This is a genomic window from Streptomyces sp. NPDC034103, from assembly GCF_055575395.1.
The window spans coordinates 283,271-306,896 of the sequence record NZ_JBVISS010000007.1 but is presented as its reverse complement, the minus strand read 5'-3'; the positions used below and the strand labels follow the sequence as shown (position 1 = coordinate 306,896).

Below are 23,626 nucleotides of genomic sequence, written 5' to 3'. Positions count from 1 at the left end.
CCTCGGCCAGGAAGAATCAGGGTGCGTGCCGCCATGGCGGTGCGGTGGTGAGACGCTGCACGGGGTCGTGTGCATAAGGGTGTGACGCGGCCCGTACGGGGAGGTGGCAGGCAAGTGGTGGATCAGCTGACACAGCACGATCCGCGGCGGATCGGGCCGTTCGAGGTGCTGGGACGGCTGGGCGCCGGCGGCATGGGGCTGGTCTATCTCGCGCGCTCGGCGTCCGGGCGGCGCGTGGCGATCAAGACGGTCCGTACGGAACTCGCCGAGGACCAGCTGTTCCGCGTCCGCTTCACCCGGGAGGTGGAGGCGGCCCGGGCCGTCTCCGGCTTCTACACCGCGGCCGTCGTCGACGCCGACCCCCGTGCGGCCGTGCCCTGGCTGGCCACCGCCTACGTTCCCGCGCCCTCCCTCGAGGAGATAGTGAACGAGTGCGGGCCGCTGCCGGCCCAGGCGGTGCGCTGGCTCGCGGCGGGCGTCGCCGAGGCCCTCCAGTCGATCCACGGCGCGGGACTGGTGCACCGCGACCTCAAGCCGTCGAACGTCCTGGTCGTCGAGGACGGCCCGCGGGTGATCGACTTCGGTATCGCCTCCGGCGTATCGAACACCCGTTTGACGATGACGAACGTCGCCGTCGGCACCCCCGCCTACATGTCGCCCGAGCAGGCCAAGGACTCCCGCAGCGTGACCGGCGCGAGTGACGTCTTCTCGCTCGGCTCGATGCTGGTCTTCGCCGCCACCGGCCACCCGCCCTTCCACGGCGCCAACCCGGTCGAGACCGTCTTCATGCTGCTGCGTGAGGGCCCCGACCTCGAAGGCCTCCCGGACGAGCTGCGCCCGCTCATCGAGTCCTGCATGCAGATGGACGCCACCGGCCGCCCCAACCCGGCCGACCTCCAGGCCCAGCTCGCCCCCCACCTCTTCGGCTCCGGCTCCGACGACAGCGGGACGGCGTCGGCCTGGCTGCCCGAGCGCGCGGTGAGCCTGATCGAGGGCCGCCGCAACGGGCGTGCGGCCGTCAGACCGGGCCCCGGCGGCCGCAGCGCGGGGGGCCGCGTCGCCCCCGTACCGCCGCCGCCCGCGCACGACCCCGTCGTCCCCGCGCGCGTGCCCGTCGGTGCCCCCGACACCGGCCCGGTGCGCCTGGCGGGCGCCCAGGTCCCCATCGGGCCCGGACCGCGCGTCGCCGACGCCCGCGCCGCCGCCGTGAAGGCGCCGCCGCCGGAGGCCGGGCTGGTCGCCAGCTGGTCCAAGCCCCGCCCCGGCGTCAACGGCGCCGACCCCGTCATCCCGGCGCCCCAGCCGGCCCCGGAGCCCGGCGGCGGCTGGCGCCCCTGGCGGTTCCGGATGTCGAACGACGTGTGGGGCACCCCCGCCGTCGCCGACGACCTCGTCTACGTCACCTCCTTCGAGGTGCACGCCCTCGACGTGGCCACCGGACGGCGCCGCTTCAAGACCCGGGACGTCGCCTGGTCGATGGCGGTCGCGGACGGCCGTATCCACGCCTCCGACGGCCCCACCCTCTTCGCCCTGGAGGCCCGCGAGGGCGCCGACCTGTGGCGGTTGCAGACGGACGCCTGGGTCTACTCCCTCAAGGCCGACCGGGGCACCGTCGTCACCGGCACCCGGGGCGGCGGCGTCCAGGCCTGGGAGGCCTCGGGCGGCCAGAAGCTGTGGGAGATCACCGGCGCGCAGACGGACTTCGAGTCCCCCGAGGCGGGACCGGCCCTGCACGACGGCACGGTCTACGTCTGGCAGGACGCCCGGTTGCGCGCCCTGGACGCCCGCACCGGCGACGAGCGCTGGTCGTACCCCATCGGCGACGCGGCCTCCTGCGGCGGCGTACCGGTCCGGGTGACGCACGCCCCGGACGGCTACGCGTATGTCTCCGCCGGCACCCGGGTGCTCGCGCTGGACATCTCCACCGGGCATGTGAAGTGGCACTTCGAGGCCCCCGCGGTCTTCCTCTGCCCGCCCGCCTTCGTCCCCGGCCCGGCGGTGACCGGCGGTGGCGTGTACCTCGCCGACTACCTCGGCACGGTCTACGCCCTGGACGCCGCCGACGGCCGCGACCGCTGGCGCATCGCCACCGAGCCCCGGGCCTCCATCGAGCCGGTGCTGGTCGTCGCGGGCCATGTCCACGTGGGCAGCGGCAAGGGGCTCTACACCCTGGACGCGGTCACGGGCACCCCGAAGTGGCGCTTCCAGTCCGGCGGCGACATCGTGGGCACGCCCGCGGTCGCGGAGGGGCGCATCCACTTCGGCTCCACCGACCACCTGCTGTACACCCTCAAGGCCGACGACGGCCGGCTGCGCTGGAAGCTGGCCACCGGCGGCGAGATCACCGGCGCCCCGGTCGTCAAGGACGGCGTGGTGTACGCGTGCAGCAAGGACCGCTGCGTGTACGCGCTGGACGCGGAGAAGGGGACGGGGACGGCCAGGACCGCCTGAGCCGCTGGTCATCGCCTCGTACGGAAGGGGCACCAGGTAGTGGCATGGCCGTGACAACAGCTCGCTAGAGTGGCGGCATGATCGCACGGGGGCGCACTCTCAAGTTCACAGCTGTCATCGCATTAGTGGTCCTGGCCCTGTCCGGGTTCTCGACGAGCTCCAAGAGCCGGCACGGGAGCGGCGGTCGGAGTGGGGGCGGATGCAGCAGTTCCAGCCAGGACCACGACAGCTCGTCGTCCACCTCGGGAGGCGGCTCGGGGACGTACCACGACTACGACGATGACGACTACGACGACGACTACTCCGGGGGTTCGTCCGGGGAGTCATCCCCGTCCGGCCATGAGGACGGTACGGCGCGGCTGATCAGCTGCGCGACGGTGGCGGAGCCGTACGCGACCGTCGAGGTCACCAACCCGAACAGCACCGAGAGCACCTTCGACGTCCACATCACCTTCATGGAAGCCGACGACGACTTGGTCGACGGCACCATCGAGCAGGTCACCGTGGCCGCCAACGGCACGAAGACCATGCGGATCGAGGTGGTCAACGCCGAGGAGAACGCCGCCAAGGTCGACCACTGCGACCTGGACCCGGTCGCCTCCTACAACTGGGACGACGTCACCGGGTCCTGAACCTGGAGCGGCGGGCGGCGAACAGCTCCGCCTGCCGCTCGTCCGGCAGGTTCCCCAGCGAGATCAGATGCGGGGCCTGCGCGAAGCCGGCGGCGAGAGCGGTCTCCCTGGCCGCCCACAGGGCGCGGACGGTGCCCTGCACCCCCTCGGCCGGATACCCGGCGATGACGGCGGCGCACTCCACCGCCGCCTCCAACGCGGCTCCGGGCTCGGTGAGTTCGGAGACCAGCCCGGTCTCGTGGGCCCGCCGCGCGGAGATCCGCTCGGCCGTCCCCATGAGCATCATCCGGGCCACCTCGCCGTACGGCATCCGCTGCGCCAGGAGGACCGACTCGTACGCGCTGACCATGCCGTACGTCGTGTGCGGGTCGAAGAAGGCGGCGGTGGTGTCGGCGACGACGAAGTCCGACTCCCCGAGCAGGTAGAAGGCGCCCCCGCAGGCCATCCCCCGCACCGCGGCGATCACCGGTTTCCACAGGTCGTTGGCCTTGGGCCCGACACGGAGGAGCGGATCGTCGGCCATGTAGGGGGAGTCGGGCTGCGGAACCTGCGCGTCCCGGTCCAGGCCGGTGCAGAAGGCGCGCTCGCCCGCCCCGGTGAGGACGATCGCCCGCACGGTGTCGTCGAACCGCAACGCGCGCCACCCCGCGACGAGTTCGTCGCGCAGGGCGAGGTCGATCGCGTTGAGCCGATGCGGCCGGTCCAGGGTGACGACGGCGACGCCGGTGTCCTTGTCGGCCGTGATCCGCAGCCCGCTCACGCCGGCACCCACTGCACGAGCCCGCCGGCGAACACCGCCCGCACCCGGGCGCCGATCCGGATCCGCCCCGGATCAACGGAGTCGAGCGGCGCCCCGGCCGAGGCGACCAGGTTGCCGACGAGCCGGATGCGGGGCTCCTCGTCGAGTTCGACGACGACGACGTTGTACGGCGCCCGCTCCGCGTAGTCCGGCAGGAGCGGGGGATGGGGGACGACGTACGACCAGACCCGGCCGTACCCGCTGACCCTCTCCCAGCCGCTGTCGAAGGACTGGCAGCGCGGGCAGCACGGGCGGGGCGGGAAGCGGGGTGCGCGGCAGTCGGCGCAGGTCTGGACGCGGAGTTCGCCCTGGGCGGCGTAGCGCCAGAAGGGGGCGCCCTCGGGGTCGACTACGGGGGTGAGCACGGGCTACCTCCTGAGCAGGAGCGCGGACGTGGGGACGCCCTCACCGGCGGTGACCAGGCAGGTCGCGGCGTCCGGGACCTGGGCGGTAGCGGTCCCGCGCAGCTGCTTGACGCCTTCGTTGATGAGGTTGAAGCCGTGGACGTAGGCCTCGCTGAGGCCGCCGCCACCGGTGTTGAGCGGCAGCCGCCCGCCGATCTCCAGGGCGCCCTGCTCGGTGAACGCCCCGCCCTCGCCGCGCCCGCAGAAGCCGTAGCCCTCCAGGGAGAGCGGGACAAGGGCGGTGAACGCGTCGTAGATCTGGGCGACGTCCACGTCCTCGGGGGTGAGGTCGGCGTGCTTCCACAGGTGCCGGGCGGCGGTCCAGGCGGGGCCGGAGAGCGGGTCGTCGTTCCAGTAGTTGACCATGCCGTGGTGCTGGGCGGGCAGGCCCTGGGCGGTGGAGTGGACGTAAACGGGGGTGTGGGGGCAGTCGCGGGCGCGCTCCCTGCTGACGACGACACAGGCCAACGCCCCGTCCGTCTCCAGGCAGTTGTCGTACAGGCACAGCGGCTCGCTGATCCACCGGGAGGTCATGTACATCTCGCGGGTGAGGGGGCGCTCGTACATGACGGCGGCCGGATTCTGGTTGGCGCGGTTGCGGCAGGCGAGGGCCACGTTGAACAGGTGGTCCCGGGTGGCGCCGTACTCGTGCATGTAGCGGCGGGTGAGCATGGCGATCTCGTCGACGGGGCGCAGCAGCCCGTAGGGCCGGGTCCACTGGGCCGGGGTGGGGAGTTGGGTGACGGTGTTGCGCCAGGGCCGGGGTCCCGAGCCGCGTTTGCGGGACCGCCAGGCCACGCCCACCGTCGCCTGTCCGCAGGCGATGGCGGCCGCGAGATGGGCGACGGTGGCGCAGGAACCGCCGCCCCCGTAGCCGACCTTGCTGAAGAAGGTGAGGTCGCCGAAGCCGACCGCCTTCGCCAGCTCCACCTCGTCGGTCTCCTCCATGGTGAAGGAGGCGAGCGCGTCGACCTCGCCCGGCGCGATGCCGGCGTCGTCGAGGGCGGCGAGAACGGCCCGGCAGGCGAGCGTTCTCTCGTCCTCGGGGAGGTTCTTGGCGAAGGGCGTCTGGCCTATGCCGACGATGGCGGTGGCGTCCTTGAGTCCGGTCATGGGGCACCTCCGCGAGGGCTGTCCACCTGGCTGACAGTGCGTCAGGCTACAGCTAATCTGACGGTCAGTCAGCTACTGGGTTCTGGAGGCCGGTTGTGCGCGGAGACGAGGAGTGGGGAAGCGTTCCGGGTCTGGTCCGGTCGGCGGCGCGGCGGTACGCGGACGTGGAAGCCGTCGTGGAGGGCCGTACCCGGGTGACGTACGCCGAACTGGGCGAGCGCGTGGAGCGCGCGACGGCGGCCTGCGTGGCGAGCGGGGTGGCGCCCGGCGACCGGGTGGCGATCTGGGCCCCCAACTCCCTGGACTGGATGGTCGCGGCGCTCGGCGCGGTGTCCGCCGGGGCGGTGCTGGTGCCGCTGAACACCCGGTTCAAGGGCGGCGAGGCGGCCGACGTACTGCGCAGGAGCGGCGCGCGACTGCTGTTCGTGACGGGCACCTTCCTCGGCACGTCCTACGTCGCCTCGCTGCGCAGGGCGCTCGCGGACGGGCCGGGGCTGCCCGCGCTGGAGCAGGTCGTCGTCCTGTCCGACGACGCGCCGGCCGACTACCGGACCTGGAAGGACTTCCTCGCCGGCGGCGACGGCGTGGACGAGGCGGAGGTCCGGCGGCGGGCGGCCTCGGTGCGCGGCTCGTGGCCCTCGGACATCGTCTTCACCTCCGGGACCACCGGCCGCCCCAAGGGCGCGGTCATCACCCACGCCCAGACACTGCGGGCCTACGCGATCTGGAGCGACCTCGCGGGCCTGCGGCAGGGCGACCGGTATCTGATCGTCAACCCCTTCTTCCACACCTTCGGCTACAAGGCGGGCGTGATCGCCTGCCTCATGCGGGGCGCGACGATGATCCCCCAGCCGGTCTTCGACGTGGACACCGTCCTGGCGAACATCGCCGCGGAACGGGTGTCCGTGCTGCCCGGCCCCCCGACCCTGCACCAGTCCCTCCTGGACCACCCCTCCCGGACGGCCCACGACCTGTCCGCGCTGCGCCTGGTGGTGACCGGCGCCGCGGTCGTCCCCCTGACCCTGGTGGAACGGCTGCGCGGCGAACTCGGCGTGGAGACCGTCCTCACCGCCTACGGCCTCTCCGAGGCGAGCGGTGTCGTCACCATGTGCCGCCGCGGCGACCCCCCGTCGGTGATCGCGTCGACCTCGGGACGGGCGATCCCGGGCACGGAGGTGCGGGTGGCGGACCCGACCGGCGCCCCCCTGCCCCCGGGCACCCCCGGCGAGGTCCTGGTCCGCGGCTTCCACGTGATGCGCGGCTACTACCAGGACCCGGCCGCGACCGCGGAGGTCCTGGACCCGGAGGGCTGGCTGCGGACGGGGGACGTCGGCGTCCTGGACGAGGCGGGCAACCTCCGCATCACCGACCGTCTCAAGGACATGTTCATCGTCGGCGGGTTCAACGCCTACCCGGCCGAGATAGAGCAACTCCTCGGCCTCCACCCGGACGTCCGGGACGTCGCCGTCGTCGGCGTCCCGGACCCGCGCCTGGGCGAGGTCGCCAAGGCGTACGTGGTACGGCGCCCGGGGTCGGTGACGACGGCGGACGACCTGATCGCCTGGTCCCGGCGGGAGATGGCGAACTACAAGGTGCCCCGAGAGGTCGAGTTCGTGGGCGAGCTGCCCCGCAACGCGAGCGGCAAGGTGGTGAAGGGCCGGCTGCGCGGGCCGGGGCGGGCGGCGGACGCCGTGTGACGGCATGCCTCGGCCGCGGCGGCATCCCCTCCGCGCCGCCGCGGCCGATCCCCGTGCGGGAAAAAGCTCCGAGTGGGTCAGGCAGGCTCGTCCGTGACGTGGATGTCCGTCGGCTTCACCGTGTCGGTGCCCGCCTTCTCGTCCGTGACGTGGATGTCGGTCGGCTTCAGGACATCGCCGTCCGTGCCCGCGGGCGCGTCGGTCACGTGGATGTCGAGCGGCTTGATGTCGCCGTCGTTCTTCGTGGTGTCGGTCATGGGTCCGCAACTCCTGTCAGCTGGCTGTGGACCCGCCCGGCGACTCCCCCGAGGGCCGCCGGACGGGCGTTGAGGGCCGCTCACCTTGTGGGCGGCCCTCCGTGGTGGACCCGTCTGCCCCCCGACGCGACGGATCGACAACCTCAGGGTGACGGGACGCGATAAACGAATGATGAACGGCCCTGACCTGGGGCTCAGGCAGCCTGTACGGGAGCCAGCAGCGCGCGTACCTCCTCGGCCTCCGAGGAGCCCAACTCCTCGTAGATGCCCAGGGCGTCGCGCCAGCAGACCCGCGCGCGTCCGGTCTGGCCGATCCCGGCGAGCGCGCGGCCGAGCACCGTGAGGATGTTGCCGCGCCGCCACTCGCCCCCGATGCCGCGCAGCACGGCCAGCGACTGCTCGGCGAGCGCCGCGGCGTCGGCGAGTCGGCCCTCGGCCATCCGGACCTCCGCGATCCGGAAGATCGTCATGCCCTCCCACAGGCGCTGACGGCTGTCCCGGAAGACCTCGAGTGCCTGTCCGAGCCGCTCGGCGGCCTCCGCCAGCTGCCCCGCCTGGGCCAGCGCGAGCCCGAGGGCGTACCGGCCGTTCGCCCCGCGCAGGGAGTGCCCGAGACGGTCGTAGATGTCCGTGCCCCGCTGGGCCAGTTCGATGGCGCTCTGCGTGTGGTTCACGGCCAGGTGCGACCTGGAGAGGTTGCACAGGGCGCTGGCCTCACCGGGGAGGTCGTCGGCCTCCTGGAAGCTGGAGATGGCCTGCGTGAGGTGCGTGGCGGCCTCGACGTGCCGGTTCTGGTAGAACGCGATGGCTCCCCGGAGGTTGGGCACCCAGCACCGCAGGACCGGGTCGGTGGACTCGCGGGCGAGCGCCGTGGCCTGCCGCGCCTCCTGGTCCGCCTGGTCGAAACGCCCCCCGGCGAGGTGGCTCTCCGCGAGGGTGACCCGGGCGCGGGCCTCCGCGTGGCGGTCGGCGGCCTCGCGGGCCGCCGTCGTCGCGGCCTCGGCGACCGCGCCGAACTCCCGGGAGTTGGCCCCCGACTCGGCCAGGTCCTTGGCGGCCCACAGCAGGTCGACGGCCCGCCGCAGCTGCGGACCGGCGACTGCCTGGCGTACGCAGGCCAAGAGGCAGTTCGCCTCCGAGTACAGCCAGTCCTGGGCCCGGTGCCGGTCCGTGAACGTCAGCCCGGGATGGTCGGTCGGCTCCAGATGCTCCACCAGCCGGTCCCCGGGCCGCTCGATCCCGTACACCCCCGCCGCCGTGGCCAGGTAGAAGTCCAGCAGTCTCGACAGGGCCGCGCCCCGCTCGCTCGGCGGCCGTTCGTCGCGTTCCGCGCACGCACGCGCGTAGAGCCGGACCAGGTCGTGGAAGCGGTAGCGGCCGGGGGCGGCGGATTCGAGGAGGGAGGTGTCGACGAGGGACTCCAGAAGGTCCTCGGTCTCCTCCCGGTCCAGATCGAGTACGGCGGCCGCGGCGCACAGCGAGAGGTCGGGGCCGTCGGCGAGGCCCAGGAGGCGGAAGGCGCGGGCCTGGGCGGGCTCCAGCTGGCCGTAGCCGAGTTCGAAGGTGGCCTTGACGGCGAGGTCACCGGCCTGGAGCTCGTCCAGACGGCGGCGCTCGTCCGCGAGCTTCGCGGCGAGGACCGAGACCGTCCAGGTGCGGCGCGCCGCCAGGCGGGATGCCGCGATGCGGATGGCCAGCGGGAGGAAGCCGCAGGCCGCGACGACGTCGAGGGCCGCCTCCCGTTCGCTGCCCACCCGCTCCTCGCCGACGATCTTCGTGAAGAGGGCCAGCGCCTCGTCCGGCGACATCACGTCCAGGTCGACGAGGTGCGCCCCGGCGAGGTCCACCATCCGTACCCGGGAGGTGACCAGGGCCGCACAGCCCGCCGTGCCGGGGAGCAGTGGGCGCACCTGGGCCGCGTCGCGGGCGTTGTCGAGGAGGACCAGGACGCGGCGGTCGTCCAGGACCGAGCGGTACAGCGCCGCCCGTTCCTCCAGGGAGTCGGGGATCGCCGATTCGGCGGTGCCCAGGGCCCGCAGGAAGGTGCCGAGGACCGTCTCCGGATCCGCGGCCCGGGCACCCGCGCCCTGGAGGTCGACGTACAACTGGCCGTCGGGGAAGGACGACCTGGCCTGGTGGGCGACGTGGACGGCCAGGGTGGTCTTGCCGACGCCGCCGATGCCCGCGAGCGCCGAGAGGGCCATCACCCGGCCCTCCGCGCCGGCGAGCACCTCGCCCAGCTCGGCGGCGACGGACACGCGACCGGTGAAGTCGGGCACGGTCGCCGGGAGTTGGGCGGGGCGGACGGGGGCGGCCGCGGGTTCCGGCTGCGGGGAGGGGGGTTCGGCGAGCGCCGGGTCTGCCCGCAGGATGCGCTGCTGGAGCTCGCGCAGGCCCGCTCTCGGGTCCACGCCCAGTTCGTCGGCGAGCAGCCGGCGGGTGTCGGCGTACACGGCGAGCGCCTCCGCCTGACGGCCGGACCGGTACAGGGCGAGCATCAGCAGCTCGCGCAGCCGCTCCCGCAGGGGATGGGTGGCCGTCAGGGCCGTCAGTTCCGAGACCGCCTCCGCGTGGCAGCCCTGTTCCAGGTCCATGTCGAGGCGGGACTCCAGCAGTTGCAGGCGCCACTCCTCCAGGCGGACGCGCTGCGAGGACGCGTACAGGCCCGGCACGCCCGCCAGTACCTCGCCGTCCCACAGGGCCAGTGCCCGCGCCAGCACCTCCCGCGCATGGCACAGATCGCCGGTGCCGCGCGCCTTCTCCGCCTCGGTGGCCAGCTCCTGTGCCACCGCGAGGTCCAGCGCGCCCTCGCCGAGGGAGCGGATCGCGTAGCCGCCGGACTCGCTCACCAGGACGTCGGGGCCGAGGACCTTGCGCAGCCGGGAGGCGTAGGTCCGCAGCGCGGCCAGCGCCTGGGACGGCGGCTCCTCGCCCCACAGGGCGTCGATCAGCTCGGCCGCGGTCGCGGTACGGCCCTCCCGCAGCAACAGCGCCGCCAGCAGGGCCCGTTGCTGCGGTGAACCCGTGGGCAGGGATTCCTCGCCGCGCCAGGCGCGCACCGGTCCGAGCACGCCGAAGCGCAGCGGCTGTCCGGACTCCGTCGAGGAGCCGGGACGCCGCTGCGCAGGCACCCGCGATACACCGTCCATCGCGTCCCCCTAGACACAGTGAGCAACAACGCCAGTTTGCCTTGTGCATGGCAGATGCGTCAGCTGTGGAGAGCGCGATCACAGGCGGACGCGCGGGAACTGCCGAAGTCCGCGGGCGCACTTCGCGCACTTCCGCACAGGAACCACCAGTACCGGGCACCGCCCAGCCAGCTGACGGCCCGTCAGATCAGCGCTACCGTGGGCGCCATGGAGACCATCCCGGCAAGCGACCCGGCCACCACCCCGGAATTCCCGAAGATCATCTCCGTCGACGACCACACCGTGGAGCCGCCGCACGTCTGGCAGGACCGGCTCCCGAAGAAGTACCTGGACACCGGCCCTCGCACGGTCCGCGCCCCGTTGAAGGAGATGACGTTCCTCGGCGGCCGGTTCAAGCCCGTGATGGGTCGGCCGGGCGACGACGGACCGATCGGCGACTGGTGGGTCTACGAGGACCTGCACCGCCCCCTCACCCGCCTCGACACCGCCGTCGGCTACAGCAGGGACGAGATCAAGCTCGAAGTCATCACGTACGAGCAGATGCGCCCCGGCTCCTACGACGTCCCCGCCCGCCTCGCCGACATGGACGTCAACCACGTCCAGTCCGCCCTGTGCTTCCCCACCTTCCCGCGCTTTTGCGGCCAGACCTTCACCGAGGCCGCGGACCGCGAGCTGGGCCTGCTGTGCGTGCGGGCCTACAACGACTGGATGGTGGAGGAGTGGTGCGGCCCGAAGGCGCAGGGGCGGCTCATCCCGCTGACCCTCATCCCGCTGTGGGACGCCGAGGCGGCGGCCGCCGAGGTCCGCCGCATGGCCCGGCGGGGTGTGCGGGCCGTCGCCTTCTCCGAGATACCCCCGCACCTCGGCCTGCCCTCCGTGCACACCGACGACTGGGACCCCTTCCTCGCCGCCTGCGACGAGACCGGCACCGTCATCGCCATGCACATCGGCTCCTCCAGCAGGATGCCCTCCACCTCCGCCGACGCCCCGCCCGCCGTCGGCTCCACCATCACCTTCGCCAACTGCTGCTTCTCGATGGTCGACTGGCTGATGAGCGGCAAGTTCGAGCGCTTCCCGAACCTGAAGGTCATGTACGCGGAAGGCCAGATCGGCTGGATCCCCTACATCCTGGAGCGCGCCGACGTCGTCTGGGAGGAGAACCGCGGCTGGGGCGGCGTCGCGGACAAGGTCCACCGCCCGCCGTCCGAGATCTTCGCCGACCACGTCTACGGCTGCTTCTTCGACGACGCCTTCGGCCTGCGCAACCTCGACGCCATCGGCCTCGGCAACGTCCTCTACGAGACCGACTACCCCCACTCCGACTCCACCTGGCCCAGGTCCCGCGAGGTCGGCGAGGCCCAGATGGGCCACCTGGCCCCGGACGTCGTCGAGAAGATCGTCCGCGGCAACGCCATCGACCTGCTCGGCCTCACCCCGCAGGGGCTGTGGTCCGGAACGTGAGGAGGTCATGGGTGCCCGGGGCGGGCGGTGCGCAAGGCCCTGCACGCCTTGTCATTTGCCCTGGCGCGCCGCACCATGGCACCGCCGCCACAACTGACGGCCCGTCAAGTCGGCTGGGAGTGCCATGCAGCCTCACCGCACGACAGATGAATCCACCCGTCCCGTCCCTGCCGCCCCGACCCCGCCCGAGGGGCTCCGGTACGGCATCCAGCTCCCCATCCAGTCCCAGAGCACCCTCTACACCGAGCCCTGGGAGACCGCCGGCGACCCCGCCGACCTCGTCTATGTCGCCCGGGCCGCCGACCACGCCGGGTTCGCCTACGTCGCCGTCTGCGACCATGTCGCCGTACCGCGCCGGCTCGCGCCCACGATGAGCACCGTCTGGTACGACCCCGTCGCCACCCTCGCCCACCTCGCCGCGGTCACCGAGCGCGTACGACTGCTCAGTCACGTCGCCGTGGTGGGCCTGCGGCACCCGCTCCTGACCGCCAAGCAGTACGCGACCCTCGACCACCTCAGCGGCGGCCGGCTGACCCTCGGAGTCGGGGCGGGGCACGTCCAGGAGGAGTTCGAGGCGCTGGGGGTCGACTTCCGCCGGCGCGGGGCCGTGCTCGACGAGACCGTCGACGCCCTCAGGACCTGCCTCGGGCCGGAGGAGTTCCCCGAGCACCACGGCAAGCTGTACGACTTCGAGGGGCTCGGGCAGCGGCCCCGGCCCGACCAGCCCCGGGTGCCGATCTGGGTCGGCGGCTCCTCGCCCGCCGCCCTCCGCCGGGCCGCCCTCAAGGGGGACGGCTGGCTGCCGCAGGGCGACCCGCGCGACCGGCTGCCCGCACAGATCGCCACGATCCGCCGACTGCGCGAACAGGCTGCCGTGGACGCCCCGTTCACCGTCGGCGCCATCGCCGAGCCGCTCTACGTCGGGCAGCCGGCCTGGGACGTCGGACGCCGGACCCTCACCGGGTCCGCGGAGCAGCTCGCCGAGTCCCTGCGCGCCTACCGCGCGATGGGCGTGCACCAGATCCAGGTGCGGCTGCGCAGCCGCAGCCGCGCCGAACTCACCGACCAGATCGCGGCGTTCGGCGCCAACGTCGGACCCCATCTGTGAGGAGCCACCGCATGGGCAAGCTGGACGGACGCGTCGTGATCGTGACCGGGGCGGCGCGCGGACAGGGGGAGCAGGAGGCACGGCTGTTCCGGGCGGAGGGCGCCGAGGTCGTGGTCGCCGACGTCCTCGACGAGCAGGGCAAGGAACTCGCCGAGGAGATAGGGGCGCTGTACGTCCACCTGGACGTGAGCCAGGAGTCCGACTGGCGGCGGGCGACCCGGGCCGCCGTCGAGGAGTACGGCCGCCTCGACGGGCTCGTCAACAACGCCGGCATCCTGCGCTTCAACTCCCTTCTCGACACACCGCTCGACGAGTTCATGCAGATCGTGAACGTCAACCAGGTCGGCTGCTTCCTCGGGATCAGGGCCGTCGGGCCCGTGCTGTCCGACGGGGGCACGATCGTCAACACCGCCTCCTACACCGGGGTGACCGGGATGGCGGGCGTGGGCGCCTACGCCGCCTCCAAGCACGCGATCCTCGGGCTCACCCGGGTCGCCGCGCTGGAGCTGGCGCCGCGCGGCATCCGGGTCAACGCCATGTGCCCGGGGGCGATCGACACCGCGATGTCCAACCCGGCCGTCCTGGACCCGGCCGCGGACGGGGAGCAGGCCTCCCGGGGGCTGGACCGCTTCTACCGCAAGGTCGTGCCGCTGGGCCGGATCGGGCGCCCGGAGGAGGTGGCGCGGCTCGCGCTGTTCCTGACCTCCGCCGACTCCTCGTACATCACCGGGCAGCCGTTCGTGATCGACGGCGGCTGGCTGGCGGGGGTCTCGGTCCTCTGACTCCGGCCGGGCGCAGCTGACTAGGCGTCAGCTATTGACGCTGTCAGTGCCCGGTGCCACAGTCGGCGGCAGATCAGGAATCTGACGGAGCGTCAGAAACAACTGGGGATGGTGAACCTCCTTGGAATTCGGGCTCTTTGTACAGGGATACGTGGGCAAGCGCGCCGAGACCGACCCGCTGGCCGAGCACAAGGCGCTGATGGAGGAGACCGAGTACGTCATCCAGGCGGACAAGTCCGGGTTCAAGTACGCCTGGGCCTCCGAGCACCACTTCCTGGAGGAGTACTCGCACCTGTCCGCCAACGACGTCTTCCTCGGCTATCTGGCCCACGCCACCGAACGCATCCACCTCGGCTCGGGAATCTTCAACCCGCTGCCCCAGGTCAACCACCCGGTGAAGGTCGCCGAGAAGGTCGCCATGCTCGACCATCTCACCGGCAACCGCTTCGAGTTCGGCAGCGGGCGGGGCGCCGGGTCGCACGAGATCCTCGGCTTCCTGCCCGGCATCACCGACATGAACCACACCAAGGAGATCTGGGAGGAGACCATCGCCGAGTTCCCCAAGATGTGGCTCCAGGACGAGTACGTCGGCTTCCAGGGCAAGCACTGGCAGCTGCCGCCGCGCAAGGTGCTGCCGAAGCCGTACGGGAAGTCGCACCCCGCGATGTGGTACGCCGCCGGGTCGCCGCCGTCGTACGCCATGGCGGCCAAGAAGGGGCTCGGGGTCCTCGGCTTCAGCGTGCAGAAGGTCTCCGACATGGAGTGGGTGCTGGAGCAGTACAAGACGGCGGTCGTGAACGCCGAGCCGATCGGGGACTTCGTCAACGACAACGTGATGGTCACGACCACGGCCATCTGCGCCCCCACCCACGCCGAGGCCGTCGAGATCGCCGTCAACGGCGGGCTGCACTACCTGCCCTCGCTGGTGTTCCGGTACCACGACACCTTCCCGCGGCCCGAGGGGTTCCCCGAGTGGCCGGAGACGCTGCCGGAGTACACCGCGGAGTTCGTCGAACTGCTCATCGAGGAGGAACTGCTGATCTGCGGGGACCCCGACGAGGTGGCCCGGCAGTGCAAGCGGTGGGAGCAGGCCGGGGCGGATCAGCTGAGCTTCGGGTTGCCGGTGGGGGTGCCGAAGGAGGAGACGCTTCAGACGATCCGGCTCATCGGTGAGCACGTGATCCCGAAGATCGACACGGATCCCGTGCACCGGACTTCCCGGTTCCGGGCTGCCTCGTAAGCGCCGCCGCGGGGTGCGGGTGCGTGGTGGCCCGTCGCGCTCACGCGTCGGTGGCCGCACATCGGCACAGCCCCGCGCCCCTGGGTAGGTCGGATCACCGCAACTCCAAGAGGTGCACCCATGCTTGATCACGTCATCCAAGGCGCGACCGTCGTCGACGGGACCGGTGCGGCCGCCTTCACCGCTGACGTGGGGATACGGGATGGCCGTATCGCCGCGATCGGTGAGATCACCGAGGAGGCCCGTACCCACGAGGACGCCACGGGCCTCGTCCTCGCCCCCGGGTTCGTCGACCCCCACACGCACTACGACGCCCAGCTGTTCTGGGACCCCTACGCGACCCCCTCCCTCAACCACGGCGTCACGACCGTCGCGGCCGGGAACTGCGGCTTCACGCTCGCGCCGCTGCATCCCGACCGGCCCGAGGACGCCGACTACACGCGCCGGATGATGTCCAAGGTGGAGGGCATGTCGCTGGTCGCCCTGGAGGAGGGGGCGCCCTGGAGCTGGAGTTCCTTCGGGGAGTACCTGGACGCGCTCGAAGGGCGGACCGCCGTCAACGCCGGGTTCATGGTGGGGCACTGCGCGCTGCGGCGGTACGTGATGGGCGCGGACGCCGTGGGCGGGCAGCCCACGCCGGACCAACTCGACGCCATGCTGCGACTGTTCCACGAGTCCATGGACGCCGGGGCCTGGGGGCTGTCCACCACCCAGTCGTCCACGCACTCCGACGGCGACGGGCGCCCCGTCGCCTCCCGGCACGCCGAGCCCGCCGAACTCATCGCGCTGGCCAAGGCCGTCGGCGAGCACGAGGGGACGCAGATCGAGGCGATCGTGGCCGGGTGTCTCGACCAGTTCAGTGACGCGGAGATCGACCTGTTCGTGGAGATGAGCGCGGCGGCCGGACGGCCCCTGAACTGGAACGTGCTGACCATCGACGCCTCCGTGCCCGAGCGGGTGCCCCGGCAGCTGCTCGCCAGTGAGCGGGCCCGCAAGGCGGGCGGCCGGGTCGTCGCGCTCACCATGCCGATCCTGACGCCGATGAACATGTCCCTGGGCACCTTCTGCGCGCTCAACCTCATCCCCGGGTGGGGACCGATCCTCGGCCTGCCCGTGCCGGAGCGGATCGCCACCCTGCGCGACCCGGACGTGCGGGCGGAGATGCTGCGCCGGGCCGACTCCAGGGAGGCCGGGGTCTTCCGCCGGCTCGCGAACTTCGGGCGGTACGTCATCGGCGACACCTACAGCGAGGCCAACCTCGGGCTGAGCGGGCGGGTGGTCCGGGACATCGCCGAGGAGCGGGGACAGGACCCATTCCACTGCCTGGTGGAGATCTGCGCCGCCGACGACCTGCGCACCGTCCTGTGGCCCATGCCCACCGACAACGACCCCGCCTCCTGGGCCCTGCGCGCCGAGACCTGGCAGCACGAGGACGTCCTGCTCGGCGGCTCCGACGCGGGGGCGCACCTGGACCGCATGTGCGGGGCGCCGTACACCACCCGGTTCCTCGGGGACTGTCTGCGCGGGCGCAGGCTCGCCACCCTGGAGCAGGCGGTGAGGATGCTCACCGACGACCCGGCCCGGCTCTTCGGTCTCAAGGAACGCGGCCGGATCCGGGAGGGCTTCCACGCGGACCTCGTGCTCTTCGACCCGGAACGGATCGGCGCGGGCACGGCCACCCTGGTGCACGACCTGCCGGGGGACAGCCCGCGACTGGACTCCAAGGCCCTCGGGATACGGGCCGTGTGGGTCAACGGCGTCGAGGCGATCCGGGACGACGTGCCGAGCGGGGCCGTGCCGGGCCGGGTGCTGCGCTCGGGCCGGGACACCCGGACGGTGGCGACCGCATGACCCGGGAGCACCGGCAGCGGCTGTTCCTCGGCGGGGAGTGGGTCGAGCCCGACGGCGGGCACTACGAGGTCGTCGACCCGGCCACCGAGGGGCTCGTCGGGTGGGCGCCGGAGGCCTCCCGGGACCAGGTGCACGCGGCCTGTGCGGCGGCCCGCGAGGCCTTCGGCCCCTGGTCGCGGACCGCGCCCGAGGAACGGGCGGCGCTGCTCGCGCGGGCCGCCGACGTCATCCGGTCGCGGTTCGCGGAGTACGCCGAGCTGGCCCGGGCCGAGACCGGCGCCACCACCGGGACGGCACGGGCCATGCAGGTCGGGGTCGCGGCCGCCCGCTTCCAGCGGTACGCGCGCGTGGAACCCGCCGAGTGGGCGATCCCGCCGCAGATCAACGAGGCCGGGCCCATGGGCAGGGCCGGGGTGATGGGCGCGCTGGCCGTCCGGCAGCCCGTCGGGGTGGTCACCTGCGTCACCTCGTACAACAACCCCTGGGCCAACCCGGCCGGCAAGATCGCCCCCGCCCTCGCGATGGGCAACACCGTCGTCGTGAAGCCCGCCCCGCAGGACCCGCTCTCCGTGTACCGGATGGCGGAGGCGCTGGAGGCGGCCGGGGTGCCGCGCGGGGTCGTGAACGTGGTCAGCGGGCGGGCGGTGGCGGTCGGCGAGGCCGCCGTGGACTCGCCGGACGTCGACATGGTCTCCTTCACCGGCTCCACCGCCGTCGGACAGCGCATCGGGGAGGTGTGCGGGCGGGGGATGAAACGGCAGCTGATGGAGCTCGGCGGCAAGGGGGCGGCCCTGGTCTTCGACGACGCCGACCTCGCCGCCGCCGTCGCCGGCATCGGGACCACCTTCTCCTTCTACAGCGGGCAGATCTGCACCGCGCCGACCCGGGTGATCGCGCAGCGCGGGATCCATGAGCGGCTCGTGGACGCGCTGGCCGCGTACGCCGGACGTCTGAAGGTGGGGGACCCGCGGGCGGCCGACACCGTCGTCGGGCCGGTGATCTCCGCCGAGCACCGCGAGCGGGTGGAGGGATACGTGGAGATCGGGCGCAAGGAGGGCGCGACCGTGGTCGCGGGCGGCGAACGGCCGTCGTACGAGCGCGGCTTCTACGTCGCCCCCACCCTCCTCGCCGACTGCACGAGCGGGATGCGGGTGGTCCGGGAGGAGATCTTCGGGCCGGTCGTCTCGGTGGTCCCCTTCGACGACGAGGAGGAAGGCATCGCCCTCGCCCAGGACTCCGACTACGGCCTCATCGACTACGTCTGGTCCGGGGACGTGGCCCGGGCCTTCCGCGTGGCCCGGCGCCTGCGGTCCGGCGGGGTGGGCGTGAACACCGTCGGCCGGAACATGGAGGCACCCTTCGGAGGCTTCAGGAAGAGCGGCGTCGGCCGGGACGTCGGCTCGTACGCCCTGCACGCCTACAGCGAGGTGCAGGCGATCGTCTGGCCGGGGTGAGGGGAACCGCGGGGCGGGCCCCGCAGACGTCGCTCTAGCCGTCCAGGTCCACCCGTACCGTCAGCAACCCCGCCCCCATCACCCGCACCCCCGCACTGTTCAGCCTCGGCAGACCGCGCAGCCGGGCGACCGGGTCGTCGTCGGGCAGCAGGTGCGCGGTGCCGGTGTGCCAGCGGCCGCGCAACCGGACCCGGACGCGGGGGTCGGCCTTGAGGTTGCGGACGTACTGCGAACGCTCGCCGAACTCCGAGACCAGCCAGAAGGAGTCCCCGACCCGGCGCCCGCCCACCGGGGTGCGGCGGGGGAGCCCCGAGACACGGCCGGTGGTCTCCAGGACGGTCTGGAAGGGCAGCCGACGCAACACGGGGTTGAGCAGCCGCTGAAAGGCGGACACCGCGCGGTACTTGCGCTCGTGGTGAGGGGGCATGGTTACTGAGTCTCCTGGAGATTCGGGTGGTGCGTGCCCCGGCGCCCGCATCTCGAGACCCGGTCGCGGGTGTCGTCCGCCACTCCACCATGCCCGGTCCCGTGGCCGGCAGGGGGGCGCTCGTGTGCAGCACGCCCTGGTCGGTCACGAGGCGCACGGTGCAGCGGGGGGCGCCCGAGACCTCCAGGCGGACCGTCACCGGGGTGTCCGGGTCGGCCGCCAGGCGGTCGTCGATACCGGCGTGTTCGCCCTTGCCGCCCGACGCCGGCCGGGACGGCGGGGCGGCCGTAGGTGTAGGCGACCCTGATCTCCCGTACGCAGGACGGGACTTCGACCGGCACGTACACGAAGTCTGCGATCTGGCGCTCGTCCTCACACATGCCCCCACTCTCGGGGACGGCGGTGAACTCCCGTGGAAGAAAAGGGAATCAGAGCCGTCCGGTGGGGTGCCGCTCCCCGTGCACGCGATGCCGACCAGTCGGTATGGACATCTGGGGCCCGGCGCGGTAGAGATGCGGTCATGCGCATCTCCGCCACGATCTTCCTCACCGACGAGACGATCACCCCCACCCGGCTCGCCCGTGAGCTGGAGCAGCGGGGGTTCGCCGGCCTCTACCTGCCCGAGCACACCCACATCCCGGTGGAGCGGGTGACGCCGTACCCGGCGGGCGGTGAGCTGCCGCCCGAGTACGGCCGCACCCTCGACCCCTTCGTCGCCCTCGGCCAGGCGGCGGCGGTCACCGAACGGCTCGGACTCGGCACCGGCATCACGCTGGTCGCCCAGCACGACCCGATCGACCTGGCCAAGCAGATCGCCACCCTGGACCACCTCTCCGGCGGCCGCTTCACCCTCGGCCTCGGCTTCGGCTGGAACGTCGAGGAGGCCGCCGACCACGGCGTGGACTGGCGTACCCGGCGGGAGCTGGTGCGCGACCGGATGGCGCTGATGCGGGCCCTGTGGCGGGACGAACCGACCGCGTACGAGGGCGAGTTCGGCGGGGTGCGGGCCTCGCACGCGTTCCCCAAGCCGGTCCGCAAGCCACGCGGCCCGGTCGTCGGACCGCGCACGCTCGTCGGCGGGGCCGCCGGACCCAAGCTGTTCGCGCACATCAGCGAGTACGCCGACGGATGGCTGCCGATCGGCGGGCGCGGTCTGACCGAGTCGCTCCCGGTCCTGCGCGCCGCCTGGGCGGACGCGGGCCGCGACCCGGACGCCCTCCAGGTCGTCCCGTACGCCGTCCACCCCACCCCGGGCAAGCTCGCGCACTACGCCGACCTCGGCATCGAGGAGGTCGTGGTGCAGCTGCCGCCGGCGGGCGAGGCGGAGGTGCTGCGGGTGCTGGACGAATACGCCGGGTACGTCTGACCGAGGGTGACGGAGCCCACCTGGGGGCGCGGGGCTGTGTCGATGTGCGGCTACCGCCGCGCGGGCGCGACCGGCCCCGACGGACCCGCACCCGGCGACGCACCACAGCCCCCCCAGGACAACCCCCGACCCCGCCGAACCGGCGGAGCCCCTCCGTATGCTCGACGTCATGACGACTTCCGCGACCCCCGGAACCGGCCCGACCGAGAACTCCATGCGTCGCGCCCTCAAACGTGCCCGTGACGGCGTGGCCCTCGACGCCGGCGAGGCGGCGGTGCTCCTCCAGGCGCGCGGCGCGGCCCTCGACGACCTCACCGCGTCCGCCGCCCGGGTCCGTGACGCGGGCCTGGAGGCGGCCGGCCGCCCCGGCGTCATCACCTACTCCAAGAGCGTCTTCATCCCCCTGACCCGGCTGTGCCGGGACAAGTGCCACTACTGCACGTTCGTCACCGTGCCCGGCAAGCTGCGCCGTGCCGGGCACGGGATGTTCATGTCGCCGGACGAGGTCCTCGACATAGCCCGGCGCGGGGCCGCGCAGGGCTGCAAGGAAGCGTTGATCACCCTGGGCGACAAGCCGGAGGACCGCTGGCCGGAGGCCCGGGAGTGGCTCGACGCGCACGGCTACGACGACACCATCGCCTACGTCCGCGCCATCTCCATCCGCATCCTGGAGGAGACCGGTCTGCTGCCGCACCTGAACCCCGGCGTGATGTCGTGGACGGACTTCCAGCGCCTGAAGCCGGTGGCACCGTCCATGGGCATGATGCTGGAGACGACGGCCGAGCGGCTGTGGTCGGAGCCCGGCGGCCCGCACCACGGCTCCCCGGACAAGGAGCCCGCCGTCCGGCTACGGGTGCTGGAGGACGCGGGCCGCTCGTCGGTCCCCTTCACCTCCGGCCTGCTCATCGGGATCGGGGAGACGTACGAGGAGCGCGCGGAGTCCCTCTTCGCGCTGCGCCGGGTGTCCCGCGCCTACCACGGCATCCAGGAACTGATCATCCAGAACTTCCGCGCCAAGCCGGACACCGCGATGCGCGGCATGCCGGACGCCGAACTCGACGAACTGGTCGCGACGGTGGCTGTGGCACGGCACATCATGGGCCCCTCGGCCTGCCTCCAGGCCCCGCCGAACCTGGTCGACTCCGAGTACGAGCGGCTGATCGGCGCCGGCATCGACGACTGGGGCGGGGTCTCCCCGCTGACGATCGACCATGTGAACCCCGAACGGCCGTGGCCCCGGATCGACGAACTCTCGGAACGCTCCGCCGCCGTCGGCTTCGAGTTGCGCGAACGGCTGTGCGTGTACCCGGAGTTCGTGCGGCGCGGCGAGCCGTGGCTGGACCCCCGGCTGCTGCCGCACGTGCGCGCCCTGGCGGACCCGGAGACCGGCCTGGCCCGTCCCGAGGCACTGCCGCGGGGGCTGCCCTGGCAGGAGCCGGAGGAGGTCTTCGTGGCGTCCGGCCGTACGGACCTGCACTCCGCCATCGACACCGAGGGCCGCACCTCCGACCGCCGCGACGACTTCGACGAGGTCTACGGCGACTGGGGCGCCCTGCGGGAGGCGGCCGCGCCCGGCATGGTCCCGGAGCGGATCGACACCGACGTACGGCAGGCGCTGCGGGTGGCGGCCGACGACCCCACGCGGCTGACGGACCCCGAGGCGCTGGCGCTGCTGCACGCGGACGGGCCCGCGCTGGACGCCCTGACCCGGATCGCGGACGACGTGCGCAGGTCGGTGGTGGGCGACGACGTGACGTACATCGTCACCCGGAACATCAACTTCACCAACGTCTGCTACACCGGCTGCCGTTTCTGCGCCTTCGCCCAGCGCCGGACGGACGCGGACGCCTACACGCTCTCCCTGGACCAGGTCGCCGACCGCGCCCAACAGGCGTGGGAGGTGGGCGCGGTGGAGGTCTGCATGCAGGGCGGCATCCACCCCGACCTGCCCGGGACGGCGTACTTCGACATCGCCGAGGCGGTCAAGAAGCGGGTCCCCGGCATGCATGTGCACGCCTTCTCCCCGATGGAGGTGGTGAACGGCGCGAGCCGCACCGGCATGTCGATCCGCGAGTGGCTGACGGCGGCGAAGGAGGCGGGCCTGGACTCCATCCCCGGCACGGCGGCCGAGATCCTCGACGACGAGGTCCGCTGGGTCCTGACCAAGGGCAAGCTTCCGACGGCGACCTGGATCGAGGTCGTCGAGACCGCGCACGAACTCGGCATCCGCTCCTCCTCGACGATGATGTACGGCCACGTCGACCAGCCCCGGCACTGGCTGGGCCACTTCCGCACCCTGGCCGGCATCCAGCAACGCACCGGCGGCTTCACGGAGTTCGTCACGCTCCCGTTCATCCACACCAACGCACCCGTGTACCTGGCGGGCATCGCGCGCCCCGGCCCCTCGATGCGGGACAACCGGGCGGTGACGGCGATGGCGCGACTGCTGCTGCACCCGTACATCCCCAACATCCAGACCAGTTGGGTGAAGCTCGGCGCGGAAGGCGCGGCGGAGATGCTGCGCTCGGGCGCGAACGACCTGGGCGGCACCCTGATGGAGGAGACCATCTCGCGGATGGCGGGCTCGTCGTACGGCTCCTACAAGTCGGTCAAGGACCTGATCGCGGTCGCGCGGGCGGCGGGCCGTCCCGCCCGGCCGCGCACGACGCTGTACGGCGAGGTCTCCGAGGAGCGCCGGCGGGCGGCGGCGGTGTCGGACGGGCATCTGCCGGAGCTGCTGCCGGTGCTGGACTGATCGCGCGGGCGCCGGACGGCGGCCAAGAGGGCGGGCGCACGGCAGTACGATGATCCGACTCTGTCGGTGAGCTGAGGAGATACGTGCCGTGCCTGCCCCGAAGGTCTGGGTGACCGGTCTGACGGTGGGGGCGATAGCAGTGGTCGTCGCCCTGACCGTCCAGGCGGACAAGGGCGTCAAGCCCGAGGCCACGGCCGCCGCACGCCCGAGCGCGTCGGCGTCCGCGCGGCCCTCGGCGTCGCCCCCGAAGTCCTCCTCCACGGCGGTGCCGGACGACTCCGGCACCGGCCGCCGGATCGTCTACTCGCTCGGCGAGAAGCGGGTCTGGCTGGTCGACGCGAGCGACGCGGCCCGGCGCACCTTCCCGGTGTGGCCGGGCACGGTGAGCCCGGACCCCGGCGACTACAAGGTCGACGTCCGCCGGGACTCCACCACCGGCTCCGACGGCGTCGAGATCGAGCACATCGTCTACTTCGCCAGCAAGTCCGGCCTGTCCGTCGCCTTCTCCAACGCCGTGGACGGCTCCTCGCCCCCGGCCGTCGCCTCCGGCACCCGGACCAGCGGCATCCGCATGAAGAAGGCGGACGGGGCGGCGCTGTGGACGTTCGGCGCGACCGGCACGACCGTCGTGGTGGTCCAGTAGGCGCCTCAAGTGGCCCCCACCGGCCCGCACGGCTCCG

18 protein-coding genes and 1 pseudogene are annotated in these 23,626 nt (G+C 72.7%); 12 read left to right on the top strand and 7 right to left on the bottom strand.

Features of this window, described 5'->3' with window-relative positions; translation table 11 throughout:
- Positions 1 to 114: 114 nt before the first annotated feature.
- Positions 115 to 2,451: an outer membrane protein assembly factor BamB family protein gene (locus ACZ56U_RS17715; protein WP_469084904.1), complete on the top strand. Its 2,337-nt coding sequence runs from the start codon at positions 115 to 117 to the stop codon at positions 2,449 to 2,451.
- A 77-nt stretch (positions 2,452 to 2,528) separates the two neighbouring features.
- The gene (locus tag ACZ56U_RS17710; RefSeq protein ID WP_469084903.1) at positions 2,529 to 3,083 is read left to right on the top strand and encodes a hypothetical protein; all 555 of its coding nucleotides are present in this window, start codon (positions 2,529 to 2,531) and stop codon (positions 3,081 to 3,083) included.
- On the opposite strand, the gene ACZ56U_RS17705 is transcribed toward ACZ56U_RS17710, so the two are convergent.
- The 3 genes from ACZ56U_RS17705 to ACZ56U_RS17695 are packed head-to-tail and all read right to left on the bottom strand — an operon-like array spanning position 3,070 to position 5,399.
- Positions 3,070 to 3,843 carry an enoyl-CoA hydratase/isomerase family protein gene (locus ACZ56U_RS17705; RefSeq protein WP_469084902.1) on the bottom strand — a complete coding sequence of 258 codons (774 nt, stop codon included), beginning with the start codon at positions 3,841 to 3,843 and terminating at the stop codon, positions 3,070 to 3,072. The genes ACZ56U_RS17710 and ACZ56U_RS17705 overlap by 14 nt on opposite strands.
- Positions 3,840 to 4,247, bottom strand: a complete 408-nt coding sequence (locus ACZ56U_RS17700) for a Zn-ribbon domain-containing OB-fold protein (protein ID WP_469084901.1) — start codon at positions 4,245 to 4,247, stop codon at positions 3,840 to 3,842. Before ACZ56U_RS17700 ends, ACZ56U_RS17705 begins: the two co-directional genes overlap by 4 nt.
- 3 nt (positions 4,248 to 4,250) lie before the next feature.
- Positions 4,251 to 5,399: a lipid-transfer protein gene (locus ACZ56U_RS17695; RefSeq protein WP_469084900.1), complete on the bottom strand. Its 1,149-nt coding sequence runs from the start codon at positions 5,397 to 5,399 to the stop codon at positions 4,251 to 4,253.
- Between the two features lie 95 nt (positions 5,400 to 5,494).
- Here ACZ56U_RS17695 and ACZ56U_RS17690 point away from each other — a divergent pair, with 95 nt between their 5' ends.
- Positions 5,495 to 7,096, top strand: a complete 1,602-nt coding sequence (locus tag ACZ56U_RS17690; RefSeq protein ID WP_469084899.1) for a FadD3 family acyl-CoA ligase — start codon at positions 5,495 to 5,497, stop codon at positions 7,094 to 7,096.
- 77 nt (positions 7,097 to 7,173) lie between these two features.
- Here ACZ56U_RS17690 and ACZ56U_RS17685 read toward each other — a convergent pair whose 3' ends face one another.
- Positions 7,174 to 7,353, bottom strand: coding sequence for a hypothetical protein (locus ACZ56U_RS17685; protein WP_391234243.1), 180 nt, complete (start codon positions 7,351 to 7,353; stop codon positions 7,174 to 7,176).
- Between the two features lie 194 nt (positions 7,354 to 7,547).
- Complete coding sequence (gene afsR / locus ACZ56U_RS17680; RefSeq protein ID WP_469084898.1) at positions 7,548 to 10,502, bottom strand: SARP-family global regulator AfsR; 2,955 nt, start codon at positions 10,500 to 10,502, stop codon at positions 7,548 to 7,550.
- A gap of 207 nt (positions 10,503 to 10,709) precedes the next feature.
- On the opposite strand from afsR, the gene ACZ56U_RS17675 reads away from it, so the two are divergent.
- The 6 genes from ACZ56U_RS17675 to ACZ56U_RS17650 all read left to right on the top strand — a co-directional run bounded on the left by ACZ56U_RS17675 (position 10,710) and on the right by ACZ56U_RS17650 (position 18,398).
- Positions 10,710 to 11,963, top strand: a complete 1,254-nt coding sequence (locus ACZ56U_RS17675) for an amidohydrolase family protein (RefSeq protein ID WP_469084897.1) — start codon at positions 10,710 to 10,712, stop codon at positions 11,961 to 11,963.
- A gap of 124 nt (positions 11,964 to 12,087) precedes the next feature.
- A complete protein-coding gene (locus ACZ56U_RS17670) occupies positions 12,088 to 13,071 on the top strand; it encodes an LLM class F420-dependent oxidoreductase (RefSeq protein ID WP_469084896.1) in 984 nt (327 codons plus the stop codon).
- Between the two features lie 11 nt (positions 13,072 to 13,082).
- Positions 13,083 to 13,853, top strand: coding sequence for an SDR family NAD(P)-dependent oxidoreductase (locus ACZ56U_RS17665; protein ID WP_469084895.1), 771 nt, complete (start codon positions 13,083 to 13,085; stop codon positions 13,851 to 13,853).
- 121 nt (positions 13,854 to 13,974) lie between these two features.
- Positions 13,975 to 15,093 carry an LLM class flavin-dependent oxidoreductase gene (locus ACZ56U_RS17660; RefSeq protein ID WP_469084894.1) on the top strand — a complete coding sequence of 373 codons (1,119 nt, stop codon included), beginning with the start codon at positions 13,975 to 13,977 and terminating at the stop codon, positions 15,091 to 15,093.
- Between the two features lie 120 nt (positions 15,094 to 15,213).
- Complete coding sequence (locus ACZ56U_RS17655; protein WP_469084893.1) at positions 15,214 to 16,944, top strand: N-acyl-D-amino-acid deacylase family protein; 1,731 nt, start codon at positions 15,214 to 15,216, stop codon at positions 16,942 to 16,944.
- Entirely contained in the window at positions 16,941 to 18,398 is a 1,458-nt protein-coding gene (locus ACZ56U_RS17650; protein ID WP_469084892.1) for an aldehyde dehydrogenase family protein, read from the top strand. The genes ACZ56U_RS17655 and ACZ56U_RS17650 overlap by 4 nt, the downstream gene beginning before the upstream one ends.
- A 34-nt stretch (positions 18,399 to 18,432) precedes the next feature.
- On the opposite strand, the gene ACZ56U_RS17645 is transcribed toward ACZ56U_RS17650, so the two are convergent.
- Both ACZ56U_RS17645 and ACZ56U_RS17640 read right to left on the bottom strand, forming a co-directional pair.
- Positions 18,433 to 18,825 (bottom strand): nitroreductase/quinone reductase family protein, encoded by a 393-nt coding sequence (locus ACZ56U_RS17645; protein ID WP_469084891.1) that lies wholly within the window; start codon positions 18,823 to 18,825, stop codon positions 18,433 to 18,435.
- Positions 18,826 to 18,889: 64 nt separating this feature from the next.
- A pseudogene (locus ACZ56U_RS17640) lies at positions 18,890 to 19,090 on the bottom strand (CehA/McbA family metallohydrolase); the annotation flags it as partial.
- A 255-nt stretch (positions 19,091 to 19,345) separates the two neighbouring features.
- Here ACZ56U_RS17640 and ACZ56U_RS17635 point away from each other — a divergent pair.
- From ACZ56U_RS17635 to ACZ56U_RS17625, 3 genes are all read left to right on the top strand, one after another.
- Positions 19,346 to 20,191, top strand: a complete 846-nt coding sequence (locus tag ACZ56U_RS17635) for an LLM class F420-dependent oxidoreductase (RefSeq protein ID WP_469084890.1) — start codon at positions 19,346 to 19,348, stop codon at positions 20,189 to 20,191.
- A gap of 169 nt (positions 20,192 to 20,360) precedes the next feature.
- Entirely contained in the window at positions 20,361 to 22,946 is a 2,586-nt protein-coding gene (locus ACZ56U_RS17630) for a bifunctional FO biosynthesis protein CofGH (protein WP_469084889.1), read from the top strand.
- A 79-nt stretch (positions 22,947 to 23,025) separates the two neighbouring features.
- The gene (locus ACZ56U_RS17625; RefSeq protein ID WP_469085062.1) at positions 23,026 to 23,589 is read left to right on the top strand and encodes a hypothetical protein; all 564 of its coding nucleotides are present in this window, start codon (positions 23,026 to 23,028) and stop codon (positions 23,587 to 23,589) included.
- Positions 23,590 to 23,626 lie beyond the last annotated feature (37 nt).

Bases quoted from the DNA above. Each gene is read 5' to 3' on its own strand.
- afsR (WP_469084898.1), bottom strand. From the start codon at position 10,502: ATGGACGGTGTATCGCGGGTGCCTGCGCAGCGGCGTCCCGGCTCCTCG.
- ACZ56U_RS17685 (WP_391234243.1), bottom strand. From the start codon at position 7,353: ATGACCGACACCACGAAGAACGACGGCGACATCAAGCCGCTCGACATC.
- ACZ56U_RS17645 (WP_469084891.1), bottom strand. From the start codon at position 18,825: ATGCCCCCTCACCACGAGCGCAAGTACCGCGCGGTGTCCGCCTTTCAG.
- ACZ56U_RS17670 (WP_469084896.1), top strand. From the start codon at position 12,088: ATGCAGCCTCACCGCACGACAGATGAATCCACCCGTCCCGTCCCTGCC.
- ACZ56U_RS17650 (WP_469084892.1), top strand. From the start codon at position 16,941: ATGACCCGGGAGCACCGGCAGCGGCTGTTCCTCGGCGGGGAGTGGGTC.
- ACZ56U_RS17710 (WP_469084903.1), top strand. From the start codon at position 2,529: ATGATCGCACGGGGGCGCACTCTCAAGTTCACAGCTGTCATCGCATTA.
- ACZ56U_RS17665 (WP_469084895.1), top strand. From the start codon at position 13,083: ATGGGCAAGCTGGACGGACGCGTCGTGATCGTGACCGGGGCGGCGCGC.
- ACZ56U_RS17675 (WP_469084897.1), top strand. From the start codon at position 10,710: ATGGAGACCATCCCGGCAAGCGACCCGGCCACCACCCCGGAATTCCCG.
- ACZ56U_RS17695 (WP_469084900.1), bottom strand. From the start codon at position 5,399: ATGACCGGACTCAAGGACGCCACCGCCATCGTCGGCATAGGCCAGACG.
- ACZ56U_RS17655 (WP_469084893.1), top strand. From the start codon at position 15,214: ATGCTTGATCACGTCATCCAAGGCGCGACCGTCGTCGACGGGACCGGT.
- ACZ56U_RS17635 (WP_469084890.1), top strand. From the start codon at position 19,346: ATGCGCATCTCCGCCACGATCTTCCTCACCGACGAGACGATCACCCCC.
- ACZ56U_RS17630 (WP_469084889.1), top strand. From the start codon at position 20,361: ATGACGACTTCCGCGACCCCCGGAACCGGCCCGACCGAGAACTCCATG.